Below are 18452 nucleotides of genomic sequence, written 5' to 3'. Positions count from 1 at the left end.
CCTTTAAATTAATCAATGTCAGAAAACGCTTCATCAATAATATGATAATCCCGATCACGCAACGCAATTCCCAGTGAACGCACATTTTGATCAACTTGTGCAGCAATTCTCGCTCCAGGAATCACGATTGAAATATCCGGATTTCTCATATACCAAGCCAAAACAATTTGTGCAACTGTTGCCTCATAACGGTTAGCAATCTTGCGAACTATTTCAATCGAACTCATAATATCGCAGAACTGTCCGTGGCTGTATTGACTAAATTTCTTGGCATCAGCCATTTCGTACTTTCCCGTTAACAAACCTGATGCCAGCGGGAAGTAAGGTACGAAGGAAATTTGATTTTTCCGTAAATAAGGGAACAATTCTTTTTCCGCATCCCGATGCAACAAACTATAATTGTCCTCAACAATATCCACTAAACCGTCTTTATTCGCTTCTTTGATCTGATCAAGTGAAAAATTAGATACACCAATAGCCCGAATCTTACCAGCTTGCTTCAATTCATCTAAAGCCTTAACTGCCTCATTCTTAGGCGTCTTTTCATCCGGAAAATGAATATAAAAGATATCGATATAATCTGTCTTCAAGCGTTTCAAAGCATCATCAACTGCCTTTTTCAAAAACTCTGGACTATTGTCGATCACCTTTTCATTTCCAGGCACTTGAGCCGCTTTAGTTGCGATAACTAAGTTTTTGCGATCATAATTTTGAATTACATCACCGATGATTTCTTCTGAACGACCTAAACCATACATGTAAGCTGTATCTAGAGTCGTCATTCCGTTATCAATGGCCTCTTTAACCACAGCGTAGCCATCTTCATCTTTCAAGTTAGGAAAAATATTGTGTCCACCAACCTTATTAGTTCCTAGACCAATCTTCTGGCTGGTCACATTAGTTTTACCAATTTTAATTAAATCAGTCATATGATCACCTCACTATTATTCTGAAAACGTTACCTTTATAATAGCTCAATTAGACAAAAATTACCCCATTATAGTTCAAAATAGTGGGGTAAGATGCCGTTTTCACAGAGCTGTTACTCCAGATTAGATAACAGGTTATTTTGTGTATCCTGTTTAACTCCAAAGCAAAAAAACAGCATCTATTCTTAACATACGCAGACTGCCTAAGAGTCTATCACGTACTATTAAGAAATAGATGCTGCTATTTATTAATTTTTAAATCATCATAAGAAAACTTCGAATAGAATGATTATTCCTAAAACATTAGAAAGAACTAAAACATAGAACCACTATTTAGTCCGGAGCAACAAACTTGATTTGGCTCAGTACTGAAATTTCTCTTAACGCTTTAACGTTTAGTGAAAGGCCTAGTTTTGAGATTTTGCGCACTCTGCAAAAGCTCAAAATAGTGCCCAGTACGTTCCAGCCAAAATCGAGTTTGTTGCGGAGGACGGCATACTACTAATCCTCTGATGGTAGTTCTCTTTGACGTTTTTCTGCCAATTTTTGACGAACAACTTCTTCAGTTGCTCGTTCTCCATTTTCTAATTCTTCTTTAACTTTAGCTAATTCATCGACATCTTGGTGTGCTTCAGGATTGTTCTTTCTGAAGATTGCCATAACGCTGTAAGCAATTTTTTCGCCCATGAGTGTAACTAATGAACCTAGAAGAATAACGACAATTCCAATAATAGTATTAACTTGCATTGCTTCACCTAAAATCAAAAGTGATAAAACTGGAGCCAATGCTGGTTTAACTAAGAAAATCAATGAAGCTTGTAAGATTCCGACTTTTTCCATTGAAACGAAGTACAAACCAAATGCCACACCAGTAACTAAGACTGAAATATAAAGAATCAATGGTAAGGTTTGAAGGCTGATTCCTTGGAAATATGGAATATTAACAAATTGTGAAAAGTTACTTGGAATATTTTGGGCAATTGGCAAATGACTCAAGGCCATCAATACTCCTAATTCAGCTGAACCGAATAAGAAGGCTAAACAAGTCATTGACAGACCGTTCAAGCCAATTTTATTTCCATTTACTCGTGACATGACGCCGTAAATTCCAAAAATAATTGATGATAACAAACCTAGGATAATTCCCATTGCACCGGTTAGATGGAATGGATTAATAATAATTAACAAGCCTAGAAGCGTCAAAACCAATGCTAAAACGTTAGTTCTGGATAATTTTTCCCTTAAAAATACGAAACCAATGATCAAACCAAAAATTGGATTGGCACTCAACATGATAGCGATAACTGAAGCTTTAGCCATACCAATTGAGATTTGATACAATGTCATACTCAAGACGACGATGACGAATCCTGTTAGTGCGATTCGGCCGATGTCAGACTTGCTTAATTTGATTTCGTGCTTTCTCAAATACATTATTGTGAATGGCAACAAGGCCAAACCACCAATCAAGAATCTGATAAAGTTCAATTCAATCGGATTGAATTGATTACCAGCAATCTTCAAGGCAATCTCCATCGAACTGAATAAGAACGTTGGTATCAATATATAAAAGAAATTTTTTAAATTCAAAACTTATTTACATCCCCATTTTTTGTTAGTGAATATCCTAAGTGTACTCCTGATTTTGGGGTATCTCTGAATGAAAGTGTTTCCAAGACGAAAGTTTTTATTTTTCTTTGGTGGGGGGAAGTATGCCGTCCTCCATAGCAAAGCCGATTTTGGCTGGAACGTGGTGGGCCGACTTGAAGCCTTTTTCAAGACCGGAAAAAGTCTCCAAGCTCGACCTTTGGCTAGGCGCTAAAGCGCCAAGTCAAATTTCACCACTGAGCCAAATCGGCTTTGCTATTCCGGACTGAATAACGGATCTATGGTTTATTTGCTTTCCATTCATTTAGGGACTCTAATTCTATTCATATGTAATGCTTGATATTTTATAGTTGTATTGTTTTCCCCTATTTAGAATTGAGATGTGAATAACGCAAAAAAGAAGACATCACTAGTTTGCTGTAACTTTCTATACCTCTAGTAATGTCTTCTATTATTTTATGAAATTTCACTAATTAAAAAATAATTTTAGCGTATCCAGACTATAAATCAATTTTATGTTTATACCGAATAGAATCTTATCCACTTCAAAGTACACATAAACGACTGCAAAAACGTGAAATTCAGCTGTGAATTTTCCAGAGCTGTTGTGGAAGATGGCATCCGACAACCATCCCCCAAAAGAACTACCTCTATAATTTATCTTCTAGAATTAATCTTACTCTTAGAATAATTCTTTCCGGCTGTTAAATCGTACTGGATCAACTGATAATCGTGTAATAGCTGCTTTTGTTTGTCGGTTAGATCTTTTGATTTTACTTGTACTCCATGATCATCAACATACAAATTCTCGCTAGTTCCAACGCTATTTTTCGCCATTGCTGGTAAATCTTCTTGAACTTTCGTCAGTAAAGCATAGTAAGGAGTTACTTTTTGTTTCATTTGTTTCAGTGCCAAAGGGATAAAGCCGTTGGGATCGACTACTTGGGTCGAATCGGTCAATTTCTTTGTTCCGTAATTGTGTTGGCGAGCGTACTTATTGCTATAGATGAAGTAATCAGTCTCATGTTGAGCAACGTTGTACTTGGTCATGCTATTGCCGTCATAGATACCTGGCAAATGGTCACCGTACCAAACAACTGTGATCGGTTTCTTCATCTTATCAATTTTGTCTAAGAAGGCTTTCGTTGCAGTATCGGTGATATTAAGACCTTTGGAAAAATTAGCTACTTGTTGGAGGTTTTTTCCTGCTCCTTTGCCAGTGGCCTTAAATTGGTTGTCAGAATATTGCGTCGTATACGGCATGTGGTTTTGCATCGTGACTAGATTGATAAATTGTCCACCCTTTGTTTGGTCGATTTGCCACAGAGCATCGTTATATGAAGATTCATCACTAACATACTGACCACCGTCGGCAGTGGCTGTATACTTCAAGCCCTCTTTGCCGGTTGAATTGATATTGCGGAAACTTTGAATGCCAAACTTCTTATAAACTGAGTCGCGATCATAGAAATTTCCATAATACGGATGAATTGCACTAGTGGTTTTAAAGCTATTAGCAATATTGATTGGGTGATCTTGTTTAATTACTAATTGGGTATATGGTGAATTGAGCGACTTAGCAAATTGATTGTAGGCTAAACCGGTAAAAGTCATATATTCCATATTAGCAGTTCCCCCACCGTAACCTGAACTCAACATCAATCCTGAAGTATTAGTCTTCTTTATTTGTTTGATATTTGGAGCTACTTCTTGATTCAGCTTAATATTTGGAACTCGACTGGGATCGGAGAAACTTTCACTTAAAACAAAAACTAAGGTCTGCTTGGATAAATTATTGTTGGGACGATTTTGATTAATTCTTTGGGCAACTTTTTGGTATTTCTTAACTAGGCGATCCATGGTTTGTCGATTATAATCAACTGGTTTTTCCATTACATCAATGTGCATATTCGCTAAAAAAGTTACTAGTGGACCATTACTGTTGGCTGACCAATTGATATTAGCATCAAAATGTGAGTAGCCCGCTTTAGTTAACACTTGATTAGTCAATGAACCTTGACGATTGGCAGTGTAAAAACTTCCCAATGACAAAGCCGCTAGGCAGACCAAAATAATTCGGGTGATGGGATTGAAACGCAACAAATGTTTGCCCAATAGTTTTTCTAAAACTATACATAACGATACCACAACGATTATCGTTATAACGGAGATGATCAATAACTTCTTTTGAACCATCGTCAAAAGTTCTTTGGCATTGCTAAGAAACATTAAATCACTGGGTAAAATTGGTTCGGATCGATACATTACTTTAAGTCGATCAGCAATTCCATAAATAGCAAAGAAAATGTAAAAGATGGCTGTAGAATAAAAGAATCGATTAAGCAGTCCGTACAAGCCTAGGTAGAGGACCAATAGTATTAAGCTTGTTATAAAGTAGATAGGAAAATTAGTTTCAAACACTGTTTTAGCACTGTAAGCAAACGACCCATTTTGGGCATAATTTAATAAGTAACCGACAAGAAACGCCGATATAACGATGAAAATTAATTGAAATAAATAACTGAATTTAAATTTTTTCCGCATAATCATTACCCTTTGTAAAGAAAGTTACAATAATTATTTTTATTATAGCAAAAAAGCCGACCAATAAATTTGATCGACTTTTTTTACTTATTAATAGTAGCTTTACTATAACCCTTACCAGCAGTCAAGTCATATTGAACTAATTTGTAGTCGTCAACAATTTTCTGTTGCTGCTTAGTTAATTTATCAACTGATTTACTATTTTCATTAACGTATAAATTGTTAGTACCTTCATCAATATTTTTAGCCATAGCCGGAACTTTTTCTTGAACCTTAGTCAATAAGGCATAGTAAGGAGTGACTTTTTGATCCATCTGCTTCAATGCCAAGGGGATAAAGCCATTGGGATCTGTAACCTTAGTATTAGCATTTAACTTAGTCGTACCATCACCATGTTCACGGGCGTACTTATTACTATAAATAAAGTAATCTGTCTGATGTTCTTGGACGTTGTATTTATAAATATCATTACCGTCATAAATACCTGGTAAATGGTCACCATACCAAACGACCGTGACAGGCTTATTAAGTTTATCCAACTCTTCCAAAAATTCCTTAGTGGAACTGTCTGTATAATTCAAACTTTGCGAGAAGTTTTCCACTTGTGAACGAGAACTATCGCTGACACCACTGCCACTAACTTTATATGGATTATTCGTATAATTGTTAGTGTATGGCATGTGGTTTTGCATCGTGACTAGATTGATAAATTGGCCACCATTAACGGAATTAATTTGTTCCAAAGTATCTTTATACGCTGACTGGTCACTAACATACTCCATCTGTGGCAAGACATCTGTATATTTCAATTTTAAAGAACCTGTCGTATCAATGTTTTTAAACGTTTTAATTCCAAATTTTTCATAAACAGAATTACGATTATAGAAATTACCATGGAACGGATGAATAGCGGAACTTGTCTTGAAGCTGTTAGCAATATTAATTGGATCTTCCTGCTTATTCACAACTTGTGTGTAAGGCGACTGCAATGAGTCGGAAAATTGATTTAACGCTAGACCGGTTAAAGTCATATATTCCATATTGGCTGTCCCGCCACCGTATCCAGAACTCATCATCAAACCGGAAGTGGTGTTCTGCTTGATGTTACGGATATTAGGAATTGGATCTTGATTCAATTTAATATTAGGTACTCGACTAGGATCAGAAAAACTTTCACTTAAAACAAAAATTAAGGTCTGTTTACTTAAATCATTATTGGAACGCTTACGGTTAATTTGTTTGGCCGTTTTTTTATATTTCTTAACGATACTGGCCATCTTTTCTTTACTGTAGCCATCTGGCTTGTCCATCACGTCAACGTACATATTACCCAAAAAGGTCAACATTGGACCGTTGCTATTGGCTGATTGATTGATATTTGAAGCATAATTCGTATAGCCTGCTTTGGCGAGCACTTTATAGGTCATTGAGTTGTCATCACTTGCAGTGTAGAAACTACCAATGCTTAGAGCTGCTAAAGCAATGAAAATCAATCGAGTTATGTGATTGAAGTGCAGCATTTTTTTCCCAACAAATTTTTCCAAAAGACCAAAAATAACTATCAAAATTATCAAAAATATTACAACAATTGTGATGATTTTTGGTGTCACCATTGACAGTAAGCCTTTGATATTCTTTAACATGCTCAAATCACTGGGTAAAATTGGTTCGGAGCGGTACTTGACTTTTAAATAATCCGCTATTGCATAGATGGCAAAGAAAACGAAGTAGATTGCTGAAGAAACAAAGAAGCGATTAAACAATCCATACAAACCTAAATAAATTAAGAATAAAATTATAACAGTTAATATGTAAGTGTTTACATTTGTTTGAAAAACAATTTGCTTAGTAAAAATCAAGTCATTAGTTTGAGCAAAATTCAAAATAAACCCGACTACAAAAGCCGCGGCTATCATAAAAATAAATTGTAACAATCCTAAAAAATTAAATTTCTTTTGCATTTATAAATCGTCCTCATTTATATCCCTCAATATAATTACATTATATCTTAAACTTATTTCAATGAATATCTACATATTTTTTTATTTAGACTTAACTTTTGGCTAAAAAAAGCAAATCCCAATTAGGAATTTGCTTTTTTATATAATTTCACAACATTATCTAAAAATTCATTACGTTTTTCATCAGTCGTCGTATTAACCTGTCCAAAATGAATCCAATTACTATGTTTAGCATCTAAACCCATATCAGCTAAAGTACGGTTGATAAAGACTCCCTGAATTGGATCGCCACATTCTTTTACTAAGTAGTCCTTGGTAATAGTTGATGTCGTTATAACGGTCACTTTCTTGATATTGGTCAATAGTCCTTGCCAACCTGAACTCTCATCATAGGCAAAGCCACTCAACATTACTTTGTCGAGAAATCCTTTCAACATAGCAGGTAAATTATGCCACCAAATTGGGAAAATAAAGATTAATTCGTTAGAATTCTTGATTCTTCGTTGGTACATTTTAACCATAGAATCGGTAGATTTTCCTTGTGAATAAATCTCTAAATCATCTTCTGACAATACCGGATTAAACTTTTCAGCGTACAGATCAATTACTTGGAATTCTTCATCATTACGTGAAAAGTAATTCGATAAGCGATTTAAGATTTCATGGTTAAAACTTCCCGCATTCGGATGAGTATAAATAATCGTCTTCATTGTTTAATCTCCTCATTAATCACTAGTTTTATTATAGTATTTTTAGGAGAATTAAACCGTTCAACAAATGGTTAATATTTTTTTCGTTTTTGATTCTAATTGTCGTTAAATTTACCGGCAATCGACATTGTTGGTTGAATGTTAATAAAGGCTAATGGGTCAACCTTTAAAATAATCTTCTTAGCGAAGAATAACTGATACTTCGTCAAGACCATCGTTATGGAGCCGATTTCTTCTCCAGAATAGGCACCTTTCAAATGATAATCCAGCGTCAAACCACGATTGAGTGATTTCAATAATTCTTGTGAGATCTCATCAATTTTGTGCGTATAAACGGTAACTGTAATCTTCTGTTGTTGAATATACATTTTATCAATTACCATATTTGTAATATAAATAGAAATAATTGTATAAAGTGCTAATTCCCAACCGAAAACAAAGCCGGCAATGGTGATAATCACAGCATTAACTGCAAAACTGACTTGTCCAACTGTCCGACCGGTGCTCCGTTGTACGATCAAAGCTATAATATCGGTTCCTCCAGTAGAAAATCCATAACGGAAACAAAGTCCAATTCCCGCTCCTGAAAGGATTCCACCGAATACGGATGATAATAGTGGATCATTAGTGATTGGATGTAACGGTATGATTGAAATGAACAGTGATGCTGAAACAATTGAAATTAGTGAAAGAATTGTAAACTTTTTACCTAGTTTGAACCAAGCCAAAATAACTAGTGGCAAATTTAAAAGTGCGTACCAAAAATAAACTGGCGTACTTGTATGTGCAAATTCATTTAGCAAGTTAACAATCAACTGGGCGGCACCTGTCACCCCTGCTGTATAAAGTTTTGCTGGTTGTAATAGCAACTGGATTCCTAGAGCTGAAGTAATTCCATAAAACAATGCGGCAAAAATGCTTTTGTAGTAGTTTTTAATAAAGTTCAAAATCTCCCCTCCCTCTTCTTAAATAAATTCATATCAAATGAATTATAGCAAACAAAGCTTGTTAATAAATAGATTAAGCATATCATTACTGACAAGATTTTTCGTATAATATAATTAATTTGTGATTGGAGGACTTATTATGCAAAAAATTGGTTTCATTGGTACAGGCGTTATGGGTAGCGGAATCATCAACAATCTTCTACCCGATTACTCAGTAAATATCTATACAAGAACTAAATCCAAAGCCGAACCATTAATTGCTAAAGGTGCAAAATGGTATAGTGACCCGAAGACAGTTACAGAAAATTCAGATATTATTTTCACGATGGTCGGTTTTCCAAAAGATGTCGAGGACGTCTACTTCAAAGATAACGGAATCTTTGCTGGATTAACTAAAAATAAAATTATCGTCGATATGACAACTAGTACACCAACTTTAGCGAAAAAAATTGGTACAGCTGCTGAAAAAATTGGCGTTCAAACACTCGATGCTCCAGTTTCCGGCGGAGATGTAGGTGCTAGAAATGGTCAATTAACAATTATGGTCGGTGGATCAAAAGAAGCTTTTGAGACCCTACAACCAATTTTCAAAATAATTGGCAAAACAAATCATTACTTTGGACCTTATGGCAGCGGCCAACACGCCAAAATGGCCAATCAAATTATGATAGCCGGAACGATGACCGGAATGTCAGAAATGTTCGTTTATGCCAAAGCAGCTGGACTAGATCTACCAGCAGTTTTGCACACTCTTGAAGGCGGTGGCGCCGACAACTGGAGTTTAGAGAACTACGGTCCAAGAATCCTCAAAAACGACTTTCAACCCGGATTTTATTCCAAACATTTTCTAAAAGATCTCAGAATTGCCTTAGATGAAAGTGAGAAGATGGGATTAGATTTACCAGCTACTAAAGAAGCAAAGAAGTTATATGAAACATTAGTTGATGACAACGGATTAGGAAATGATGGGACACAAGCATTAGTTAAGTTGTGGTGGTAGAGCGTGGAAGCGAACGGTTAGGAGTCAGCAGATAGCCTAGCTTCACGAATTATCCGCGCATTTTGCGGATGATTTGGGAAGCGTAGCTATATGTTGACTCCTGTTGGCTGGAACGCGTTTTGACTATATCGCCTAGAACCATGGTTATTAAAAATAAAAACAGCATCTATTCAAGTAAGCGCCTCTCAAAAGTTCCGCATACAAAAATAGATGCTTTTTTGTTTTCTGAATAAAACTATATTTCTTCAGAGCTTTGCAAACTTACTCCAACAGCCGCCCCATCAATTCCAAATGATGCATAATCGACAATTTCTTAACAACACCCAATCCAGGAAACTTATCCCCTGAACCAAACTCCAACAATCTTTCCAATCCCCAAGTCATATTCAAACCAGAAATATTCTCCTTAACCCAAGGAATCAACTTATCCAAAGCTTCAAAAAACTTATTTTTTTGCCCACGCATACTTTCGTTACTGTCTGAAACGAAATGATGAATCCGCAAACTACCATCTTGAGTCGCATAAATCAAATGCAGAGCAATCGCCCGACTTGGCATCCCTTTATCAAAATAAACGTGCCCAACCATTGAATAATCACTAAAGCCATCAAAGTCAATCATCTGATACCAATTAGCTGGTTCAAAAAATTCATCAGTTAACATTGAATAATCTTCCACGTGTTTGACAAAAGTCAACGGATCAGCCAACAATGCGGCCTTTTCCCCGGCCAACTTGTGAATTCTAGCAACATCAGGAATAAGAATCTTATCCACAGATTTTAAAATTTGCGAGTGCTGATAAGCTTTCAACAGTTGATAATTTTGGGCGATCAACAAAGATTTCTGTCGACCACTCGTCTGCAAAAAATCACTACTAAAATCCGCACTCAAAATTGCACTACGAGTGTAAAATTCAACATTTTCCACCTCAGGCAGCGGATAAAGCTTCGTATCATTCAAGCCATATACACTAACTTGCGGATTAGCAATCACGCTAAATGGTTGTTGGTAGTCGATGAATGTTTGTACCGTCGTCTGTAACTCTTTTGAATCACGAACCGGTTCAATCAGTGGGACAATATTAGGCCCTAAAAGGTTATTTTCTACTAATTCTTTCAAAGCCAGTAAATCATACATTCGACCGCGAAAATATGGATAATAAATCATAATTTATCCTCCAAATTCGGTTGCTGTTCTTGTTGGAGTTGTAATTTCAACAATTGATACTCTTCGTTTCTAGCATCTAATTCTTCTTGTAACGCCGTTATAGCATCGTCTTTTAATTCATCGACAAATCTATCATACAAGTTGTGATCAGGCGTATAGACGTCATAACCAGCCTTTTGACGCTTCTGCAATTCTTTAAACAATTGATCATCCGAATACAGTTGTAACCCTTTTTCTACCCGTTTGGCTTTATCAACTTCTCGAAATAGTGACGCTACAAAATGAGCTGTCAACTGATCTTCATCGACTTGTAATTCCTGATATTGAGCTTTTTTAGCGACTGTCAGAAAACCAGGTGCACGTAATGTTTGAGGACTGACCTCAACAGCTTGTTTATCAAATGCACGGTAAATTAGGACGCCAATGTGACTAGGAATTTCATCTTGAACTTCCTCATAAAGTTTTTTAGTTAAAACAAAGTAATTATAATTGCCGATAAACGACAATTTGGCCTTCGAATGAAAATCTGCTTTGGTAACCTTTAATTCGTAACAGCGCCATTCAATCGTTTTATCTGCTAATTGTTGATAGCTCAAAGTATCGACGATTCCCTTTTTATCAGGCATTGAAACTTCTTCCACTACGTATGATCCTTGTTCTAAGCAATATTGATAGAGGGTACTTTCCAAATCTTTAGTTAATTTAGTTTTCATTGCGTTCCTTCCAAAAATTATCCACTGAAGTTGTTAATTGTTTAATCGAATTGATTCGTTGATAATTTTGCCAATGTTGAGGAAAAAGTTTGGTATAACGAAGACTGGCAAAACGCTGGTCTAATAACAAAATAATTCCAGCATCATGACTACCACGAATCAATCTTCCTGCCGCCTGTAGAACGTTATTCATCCCCGGCATTTGATAAGCATATTCAAAACCACGATGATTCTTTTCATCATAATAGTCGCGGATCAAGTTATTCTCGGCACTCAAACCTGGTAGACCGACGCTGACGATAGCTACACCGATCAAGCGGTTGCCACGTAAATCAATTCCTTCTGAGAAAATTCCACCCAACACGCCAAAGCCAACTAAAGTTTGCGTGGGATCTTCTTTAAATTCAGCCAAGAAATCTTGTCGGGCATTCGCATCCATAGCTACTTCTTGAGTAATTGTTTCCACTTGTGGATAAGTTTCTTCGAAAGCTGTTTTGATCTGCTTTAAATATCCATAAGACGGGAAAAAGAATAAGTAATTACCCTTTTTACCATCAATCAGAGATTTTAAACTGGTAACAATTTTATCTTGATTAAACTCTCGTTGTCGATAAGTAGTTTGAATGTATTGCGTGATAAAAATTGCTTGATTGTTTACTGGAAAGGGTGATGGCAATTGATATGCTAGGCTATTATCAATTCCACCCAAAACATTTTGATAATAATCCATCGGTGACATTGTGGCAGAAAATAAAACTGCTCCTAAGCCTAGATTCATCGACTCGTTGAGAAAATGGCTCGGATCTAGGCACAGCTCTTTGACGACTAAATTTTTATCATCGATTACGATTCTCGTCTTATAAGTGTCGTCGTAAAGCATCCCAATTTTAACAAAGGTCAAACAATCAAAAAAGAAATCTTTCGCTTGCTCCAAAAAGTCCGATGGTTGTTGATCTTGCATCCAATCAGTCATGAAATCGTCGAATTTCCCGAGAACATTTATCAACTCATTCGGCGAATCAGAGGTAATACTCTCTACCTTATCGTCTTCTTTTAGGACCTTTTTCATTTGATTGAAAACCCGGCGAACTTTTTTAATCTGTTTCTGAAAATCTGCGCTCAACTGGGTGGGAATATCTTTGGCCACTTTCAACAACTGCTTAATTTTAAAATCACTGATTTGCGCTGAATACATGGCTCGCGAACGGCTAACTAAGTTGTGAGCTTCATCGATTAAAAAAAAGTTATCGGTGTCCTTTTCAACAAAAAAGCGTTGTAGGTAAACTAGTGGATCGAATAAATAATTGTAATCACAAATAATCACATCGCAAAACAATGATAGATCGAGCGAAAACTCAAATGGATCAACCATGTGCTTTTTAGCATATTTTTCGACCACTGCCCGAGTAATCGCATCCTCATTTTCCAAAACATCCGCTAAAGCCGGCTTCAAGCGGTCATAGTAGCCGATCATATAAGGATCTTTTTCTGGAGGAACATCTTGTTCGGGAAAGCGAATCTTATCTTTAGCCGTCAGAGTTATGCTCTTTAATTTCAAACCTTTAGTCGACATCAAAGCAATCGCCTCTTCAGCCACGTGACGAGTGCTTTGCTTAGCAGTTAAATAAAACAGGCGCTGAATTTTTTCCTCTCCCATCGACTTAATAGCTGGAAAAAGAGTTGAAATCGTCTTCCCCGTCCCAGTCGGTGCTTCGACAAAGAGTCGTTTTTGATAATAAATCGTTTTATAAACGGCTGCAGCTAGTTCCCTTTGACCTTTGCGGAAATTAGGAAACGGAAATTGCAGCGCAACAATTGACTCATTGCGAGTTTTGCGTAACTTAGCTCTGAGTGATAGCCAATATTCATATTCCTCTATTAATTTTTCAAAAAAATCATTTAATTGTTCGCGGCTGTATTCGTGTTTATCAGTCGTAACTTCTTCATTGCTGACTTGAAAATACGTTAATTGTAACGTTACGGTATCAAAATTTGGATAGTCTTTTAATAACAAATAACCGTAAACTTTGACTTGTCCCCAGTACAATTCCAAGGTGTTATCGCTCAATTCTTCAAACGGTTGGTCAGAGGTTTTGATTTCCTCAATTAGAGCAATTTTGTCAGTTATTCTAATCCCATCGGCTCGACCAGAAATGAGATAACTCGTATCGTTCATCTTCACTTCAGTTTTTAGATAAACTTCACTCTCATAATCCTTGTTCTTAGTACGCTGTTTTTGGAGACGACGATGGATTCGCGCACCATTAGCAGCAGTGTTTTGACTATTCTTAGTTTCATTCAAGTCGCCACTACGCAGAACAAACTCTACTAATTGACGAATCCCAATCTTTGTCGGCATTTTTTTCTCCTTTTTAGAATACTATTAACATTTTAAAACATACGTTCGCTTTTGTCTGTATTTCTTTTTTAGTTAATTTCTAGTTTACTTTTGGATAAGTTTTTTTATTATTTTTGAATCTATATTTTATTTATTTGGGTTTATTATTATATAAATAATTGATATATATTGAGGGATACTATCATGAAACATAAACCTAGAGAAATTACTTTAATCGTATTCATTCTATCTATAACTCTCATAATTCTAAATTTAAAAATCAATCGTGTTTCTGCCGCAATGACTAAAAGTGATGCCATCGCTTCTGTTCCTAACGGCCTTGACATTACACAATATTTCGAGCATGGAACTAGTACCAATGCAAAATTCAAAACTAACTCTGCCACGACTGTCAGTGGCAACAATCAAATCATGGACCTTGCCAGTGGCGCTAATTCAGTTGGTGCATATTGGTCAAAGGAATCCGCCAAGAACTATTTAAAAGTTGATGAGGATCAGACCATCTCTGCTTGGTTATATTTTGGTGATGGTTCTGGCAGTGACCAGTTGACCAATGGCGAAGGTATGGCCTTTGTTCTTCAAAATGATTCCAATGGAATCAATGCCATGGGTGCTGGTTTTGAAGGCTTAGGTGTCTATGGTACTGATTACGGAACCTTGCAACGTGACACGATTGACTTTGCGGAACTCATTAAAACTTACACGTATCCCAAAACCTATACGGCCCAAAGTATTGCCAGCACAGCAATTCAAAATAGTTTAGCGTTAGAGTTCGATACTGAACTAGATAATACAAGTAAGGAAGGTATTCTTTCAAAGCAAATTGGTTCTAAGTATACTTCCAATCTTGGTGTAACTACAAACAAGGATTATTCACTAAATAATTTTGATACAACTAATACTAATCTAGTCATCCCTATCGATTATCCTGACAAAGACGATGCCCGTTTTGGTATGGGTGGTGGCTATGGACATATTGCAGTAACTTACCCCGGTATGTCCGACAGTTATCAAAAACTCTCAACTGGACTCAGCACTTTCGGTTCTGCCTTTTCAATGATCCACACAAAAGCTTCCCAGTCGGCTAACTTGGTTGATGACGTTGACTCAAGTAACCGCGCTATTTATTGGCATCATCTAACAATTCACTGGGAACCAAATGATGACGGTACTGCTACTTTAAGTTATTCATTCAATGATATCAATCCTAATGACAATACAACTAATTACAATTACGGCTCCAGCAATGACTTTGTTAGAGTTGATAATTCTGTCAAAGTTGATTACAAGAAAATCTTTGGTGATACGGATAAAATTCTCTGGGGCTTCACCGGTGCCAACAGTACTAGTGATGATGTAGCCGATAAAATGGTTGCTTTTGAATCGATTCCAGCCATGCTTTATATCGAAACAGCTTCTAATATTGTCGATCACACTTTAAATGACCGCACGATCGACAAAGATTCTTCAACTGCCTTAAAGACTATTGGAGCCGACGACGACCTGAGTATCAATTACGATTTAGATTATGATTCTGGCCGTGATACTTGGAAAAAAGTTAATCCGATTTTGAATCTTCCTAACAATTTTGCAGTTAAGACCGACAGTGACAACAATATCGGTACTATCACTTATAAAGATAGTAATGGTAAAACTGTTAAAACTGAAAATATTTCTGCCAGTGACCTAAGTGGCACCACCATTACGATTCCAACGCTCGACAGTGCTGGGACAGGCTTGTTAGGTGATGCGGATAGTGGTTTGCCGACCCATGTCACTTTCACAATCAATGGCAACTCAGTCAACGATACCGCCAAAGATGTCACAGTCAAACCGGTTGCTTCAACTTTTACAGGTCAAAACGAAATTTCTGAAGCAAGTACTCCTGAATTTATAATTCGTTACAAGAAAACTCATAAATTGCAATTGACCCCTGAGTCGAAAACAATCGATTTACCGTACCAAGGCGATGGAGGCCTCACACTTTCGACCATCCTGAAGTATGACAATGGTGACGACTTCCTAGCTAGTCCAGACGGTTCCATCTTTTATACCATTACCGTCAATGGTAAGGAGTATACGGCCGCCAAAACCTCTGATGGTAGTGCTAGTTTGAGTAATGATTTTGACATCAAAAACGATTTGATCAATAACGATACAGAATTCTGGAACATTTTCACACTCAATTCGACTCAAAAAATTACCATAACCGCAACTGATCAAGACGGCATTACTTCAAATACAGCTACCTTTACGGTCAATGTTATTCCTAATAAATCAATTGAAATTAGTGCTGACTCACTGAGTTTTGGAACTATCCAAGCGCTGGGCAGTTCTGATACATTAAAGCGACAAAACAATTTAAATCTACACGTTAAAAGTAATAATACCGTTTGGCACTTGTTTGCCAAAGCTTCAATTTTAGAAAATAGTGACGATGACTCCTTCAATGGTTTCATATACTATAACAGCACTAAAAACGATTTAAATAGTGGTTACGTCAGCATCGCTGATCACAACGATACGTCCGACTATAACGATACCATCTCGGACGATTGGTCCAATAACGAGGGCATCTTACTCTATAACGACGGTGTCAATCAAACCGGTACTTATAGCGGTGAAATCACTTGGTTAGCTCAAGACACCATTTAAAAAAGCAATCTCAAAGAGATTGCTTTTTTATTTATGTTGACCAACTAGGATCGTTGATCCAACCGTAATTTCATTGACCTTCGTCCAATCAATTTTACTCTTATCAACATTGAACAATAACGGTGTCATATTGACAAAAGCGTCACGCTCTATTTTTGACACTTGATAAGTTTTAGTAGCGTCAATTTGATCGACTAATTGATAATGTTCTTCAAAATAATCGAGAACTTTTTTATTTGAATACTCGGCTTGTTTCAATTGATCTTTAGCAACTTCGCGCAATTCCTTAACGTGATACTGATTTGGAATTACCTTCAAAACATAACCATTTGGTTGCAAGATTCGATTGAATTCTTCGTAATTAGCTGGTGAAAAAACATCAATAATTCCCGAAATAACTTGTTTTTGAATTGGTAAATGGGCTAAGTCTCCAACGAACCACTCGACTGGCGTATTTGGCCCCTTAGCCGCTAATTGAATCGAGTCTTTTGAAATATCAAAGGCTAAAACATTTTCCGCTACTTCGCTTAATTTCTTTGCGTAATAACCTTCACCGCAACCGACATCTAACAAATTTTTCAACTGATAATGGTTCACTAAATCCACCAGTTTATTTGCAATGTGATCATACATGCCGTGTTCCAAAATCAAATGGCGATTTTCAAACGAGGCCAAATCATAATTCTTTTGAATTTTAGCATTCAAAATAAAATCGACAAATCCCTTTTTGGAAATGTCGAAACAATGATTTTCTGCACACTTTAAACTGTTATCAACTAATTTCAAATTTTTTCCACAAATTGGACACTGGAAAAATTTCTGGCTGTTACTAAATTTTTGGATTTTATTATTCATTATTACCTCTGTTCTTCGGAAACTAATTGTGGCATCTCAGCGTTGATGAAATTACTGGCGAATTGATTATCATAAATCCAAGCGTTAATTTGATTTTTTTGTAAAATCAGTGGCATGCGGTCATGGATCTGAATCATCGACTCATTTGGTTGAGTCGTAAACAAAACACTTTGCGGAACACTGTCAAAATAGTTGTAACAACCGGCAATAAACAAAGTTTGCGGATCATTACTGAAATTGAACTTATATTTTTGCTTAGACGTATTCCATTCAAAGAAACCAGTCGTCGGGTAAACACAACGGCGTTTCAAAAAAGAATCTGCGAACATCTTTTTCTCTTGAACCGTCTCACTACGAGCATTGATGATTGATTGACCCTTCTTAAATCCTGGAAAGCCCCACTTCATGCCAACCACTTTGACTTGTTTTGGACCAGCTACTATCAAAGCTGTTTCATCAGTTGGGAAAACTTCACCTACTTTGACGTCATATCCGGCATCATAGGCTAATTTAAAAATTCGACCGATCTCTTCATTTTGATCTGGCTGAAATAAAAATCGACCACACATTTTTCCACCTCTTAAAGAGTTTTATTCCACTGATTACCAAAATCTCTCTGTGGTAAACACAACAAGACAATCAAAGCAATCTCACCCACGAACGGAATGATTGGCAAAAGTACCCACCAACCGCGCATTTTTCGATCATGCAGTCTTCGGATGGCGGCGGTAAAAATGGAAATCAAATAAAAACCCCAAGTAATAGCAAAAGCGACACCAACGATTGAGCTCCAGTAAAAGTCATCAACGGGCATTTTAGTTATGATAAAGCCTAACAAACCCATAATTACAAAGGCGACAACCGACATTCCTACAAAGCCCCACCAAAAGTCCTTACGACTCATGCGTTTTGCGCCGACAAATAAATCTTGAAAATATAATTTTGTTGAAGCAAAGATTCCTGGACGAAAACTTTCATTCCAAACTGATTCTTTCATTTTAAAT

Annotated in this window: 14 protein-coding genes; 2 read left to right on the top strand and 12 right to left on the bottom strand. The window is 36.5% G+C overall.

Annotation, left to right across the window (positions count from 1 at the left end):
- Positions 1–8: 8 nt before the first annotated feature.
- From U8521_RS09155 to U8521_RS09130, 6 genes are all read right to left on the bottom strand, one after another.
- Positions 9–929 carry an aldo/keto reductase gene (locus U8521_RS09155; protein ID WP_334352508.1) on the bottom strand — a complete coding sequence of 307 codons (921 nt, stop codon included), beginning with the start codon at positions 927–929 and terminating at the stop codon, positions 9–11.
- Positions 930–1430: 501 nt separating this feature from the next.
- A complete protein-coding gene (locus U8521_RS09150) occupies positions 1431–2519 on the bottom strand; it encodes a DMT family transporter (protein WP_334331852.1) in 1089 nt (362 codons plus the stop codon).
- Between the two features lie 675 nt (positions 2520–3194).
- Complete coding sequence (locus U8521_RS09145) at positions 3195–5081, bottom strand: LTA synthase family protein (RefSeq protein WP_334352507.1); 1887 nt, start codon at positions 5079–5081, stop codon at positions 3195–3197.
- 83 nt (positions 5082–5164) lie between these two features.
- A complete protein-coding gene (locus U8521_RS09140; protein ID WP_334352506.1) occupies positions 5165–7042 on the bottom strand; it encodes an LTA synthase family protein in 1878 nt (625 codons plus the stop codon).
- A gap of 122 nt (positions 7043–7164) precedes the next feature.
- Positions 7165–7752 (bottom strand): NAD(P)H-dependent oxidoreductase, encoded by a 588-nt coding sequence (locus tag U8521_RS09135; protein WP_334352505.1) that lies wholly within the window; start codon positions 7750–7752, stop codon positions 7165–7167.
- Between the two features lie 95 nt (positions 7753–7847).
- Positions 7848–8699, bottom strand: coding sequence for a YitT family protein (locus tag U8521_RS09130; RefSeq protein ID WP_334352504.1), 852 nt, complete (start codon positions 8697–8699; stop codon positions 7848–7850).
- A gap of 139 nt (positions 8700–8838) precedes the next feature.
- Between U8521_RS09130 and U8521_RS09125 the strand changes: the two genes are divergently transcribed.
- Entirely contained in the window at positions 8839–9699 is an 861-nt protein-coding gene (locus U8521_RS09125) for an NAD(P)-dependent oxidoreductase (RefSeq protein ID WP_334352503.1), read from the top strand.
- A 261-nt stretch (positions 9700–9960) separates the two neighbouring features.
- Here U8521_RS09125 and U8521_RS09120 read toward each other — a convergent pair whose 3' ends face one another.
- From U8521_RS09120 to U8521_RS09110, 3 genes are read right to left on the bottom strand one after another with little or no spacing between them, the layout of a single operon-like run.
- Positions 9961–10866: a sce7725 family protein gene (locus U8521_RS09120; RefSeq protein WP_334352502.1), complete on the bottom strand. Its 906-nt coding sequence runs from the start codon at positions 10864–10866 to the stop codon at positions 9961–9963.
- Positions 10863–11579 (bottom strand): hypothetical protein, encoded by a 717-nt coding sequence (locus U8521_RS09115; protein ID WP_334352501.1) that lies wholly within the window; start codon positions 11577–11579, stop codon positions 10863–10865. Before U8521_RS09115 ends, U8521_RS09120 begins: the two co-directional genes overlap by 4 nt.
- The gene (locus U8521_RS09110) at positions 11569–13938 is read right to left on the bottom strand and encodes an ATP-dependent DNA helicase (protein WP_334352500.1); all 2370 of its coding nucleotides are present in this window, start codon (positions 13936–13938) and stop codon (positions 11569–11571) included. Before U8521_RS09110 ends, U8521_RS09115 begins: the two co-directional genes overlap by 11 nt.
- Positions 13939–14121: 183 nt before the next feature.
- Here U8521_RS09110 and U8521_RS09105 point away from each other — a divergent pair, with 183 nt between their 5' ends.
- Positions 14122–16593, top strand: coding sequence for a hypothetical protein (locus U8521_RS09105; protein WP_334352499.1), 2472 nt, complete (start codon positions 14122–14124; stop codon positions 16591–16593).
- Between the two features lie 27 nt (positions 16594–16620).
- Here U8521_RS09105 and U8521_RS09100 read toward each other — a convergent pair whose 3' ends face one another.
- The 3 genes from U8521_RS09100 to U8521_RS09090 are packed head-to-tail and all read right to left on the bottom strand — an operon-like array spanning position 16621 to position 18445.
- Positions 16621–17448 (bottom strand): putative RNA methyltransferase, encoded by an 828-nt coding sequence (locus U8521_RS09100; protein ID WP_334352498.1) that lies wholly within the window; start codon positions 17446–17448, stop codon positions 16621–16623.
- A 2-nt stretch (positions 17449–17450) separates the two neighbouring features.
- Entirely contained in the window at positions 17451–18017 is a 567-nt protein-coding gene (locus U8521_RS09095; protein ID WP_334352497.1) for an SOS response-associated peptidase family protein, read from the bottom strand.
- An 11-nt stretch (positions 18018–18028) separates the two neighbouring features.
- Positions 18029–18445, bottom strand: a complete 417-nt coding sequence (locus U8521_RS09090) for a DUF805 domain-containing protein (RefSeq protein WP_334352496.1) — start codon at positions 18443–18445, stop codon at positions 18029–18031.
- Positions 18446–18452 lie beyond the last annotated feature (7 nt).

Origin of the sequence: Companilactobacillus miaonis (assembly GCF_036913615.1) — a bacterium.
Taxonomy (GTDB): domain Bacteria; phylum Bacillota; class Bacilli; order Lactobacillales; family Lactobacillaceae; genus Companilactobacillus.
This window is presented reverse-complemented; position numbering and strand designations above follow the sequence as displayed.

What these genes read in the sequence shown, in the direction of transcription:
- U8521_RS09145 (WP_334352507.1), bottom strand. Translation starts at nt 5,081, where the DNA reads ATGCGGAAAAAATTTAAATTCAGTTATTTATTTCAATTAATTTTCATC.
- U8521_RS09110 (WP_334352500.1), bottom strand. Translation starts at nt 13,938, where the DNA reads ATGCCGACAAAGATTGGGATTCGTCAATTAGTAGAGTTTGTTCTGCGT.
- U8521_RS09095 (WP_334352497.1), bottom strand. Translation starts at nt 18,017, where the DNA reads ATGTGTGGTCGATTTTTATTTCAGCCAGATCAAAATGAAGAGATCGGT.
- U8521_RS09090 (WP_334352496.1), bottom strand. Translation starts at nt 18,445, where the DNA reads ATGAAAGAATCAGTTTGGAATGAAAGTTTTCGTCCAGGAATCTTTGCT.
- U8521_RS09100 (WP_334352498.1), bottom strand. Translation starts at nt 17,448, where the DNA reads ATGAATAATAAAATCCAAAAATTTAGTAACAGCCAGAAATTTTTCCAG.
- U8521_RS09115 (WP_334352501.1), bottom strand. Translation starts at nt 11,579, where the DNA reads ATGAAAACTAAATTAACTAAAGATTTGGAAAGTACCCTCTATCAATAT.
- U8521_RS09105 (WP_334352499.1), top strand. Translation starts at nt 14,122, where the DNA reads ATGAAACATAAACCTAGAGAAATTACTTTAATCGTATTCATTCTATCT.
- U8521_RS09155 (WP_334352508.1), bottom strand. Translation starts at nt 929, where the DNA reads ATGACTGATTTAATTAAAATTGGTAAAACTAATGTGACCAGCCAGAAG.
- U8521_RS09120 (WP_334352502.1), bottom strand. Translation starts at nt 10,866, where the DNA reads ATGATTTATTATCCATATTTTCGCGGTCGAATGTATGATTTACTGGCT.
- U8521_RS09135 (WP_334352505.1), bottom strand. Translation starts at nt 7,752, where the DNA reads ATGAAGACGATTATTTATACTCATCCGAATGCGGGAAGTTTTAACCAT.
- U8521_RS09140 (WP_334352506.1), bottom strand. Translation starts at nt 7,042, where the DNA reads ATGCAAAAGAAATTTAATTTTTTAGGATTGTTACAATTTATTTTTATG.
- U8521_RS09125 (WP_334352503.1), top strand. Translation starts at nt 8,839, where the DNA reads ATGCAAAAAATTGGTTTCATTGGTACAGGCGTTATGGGTAGCGGAATC.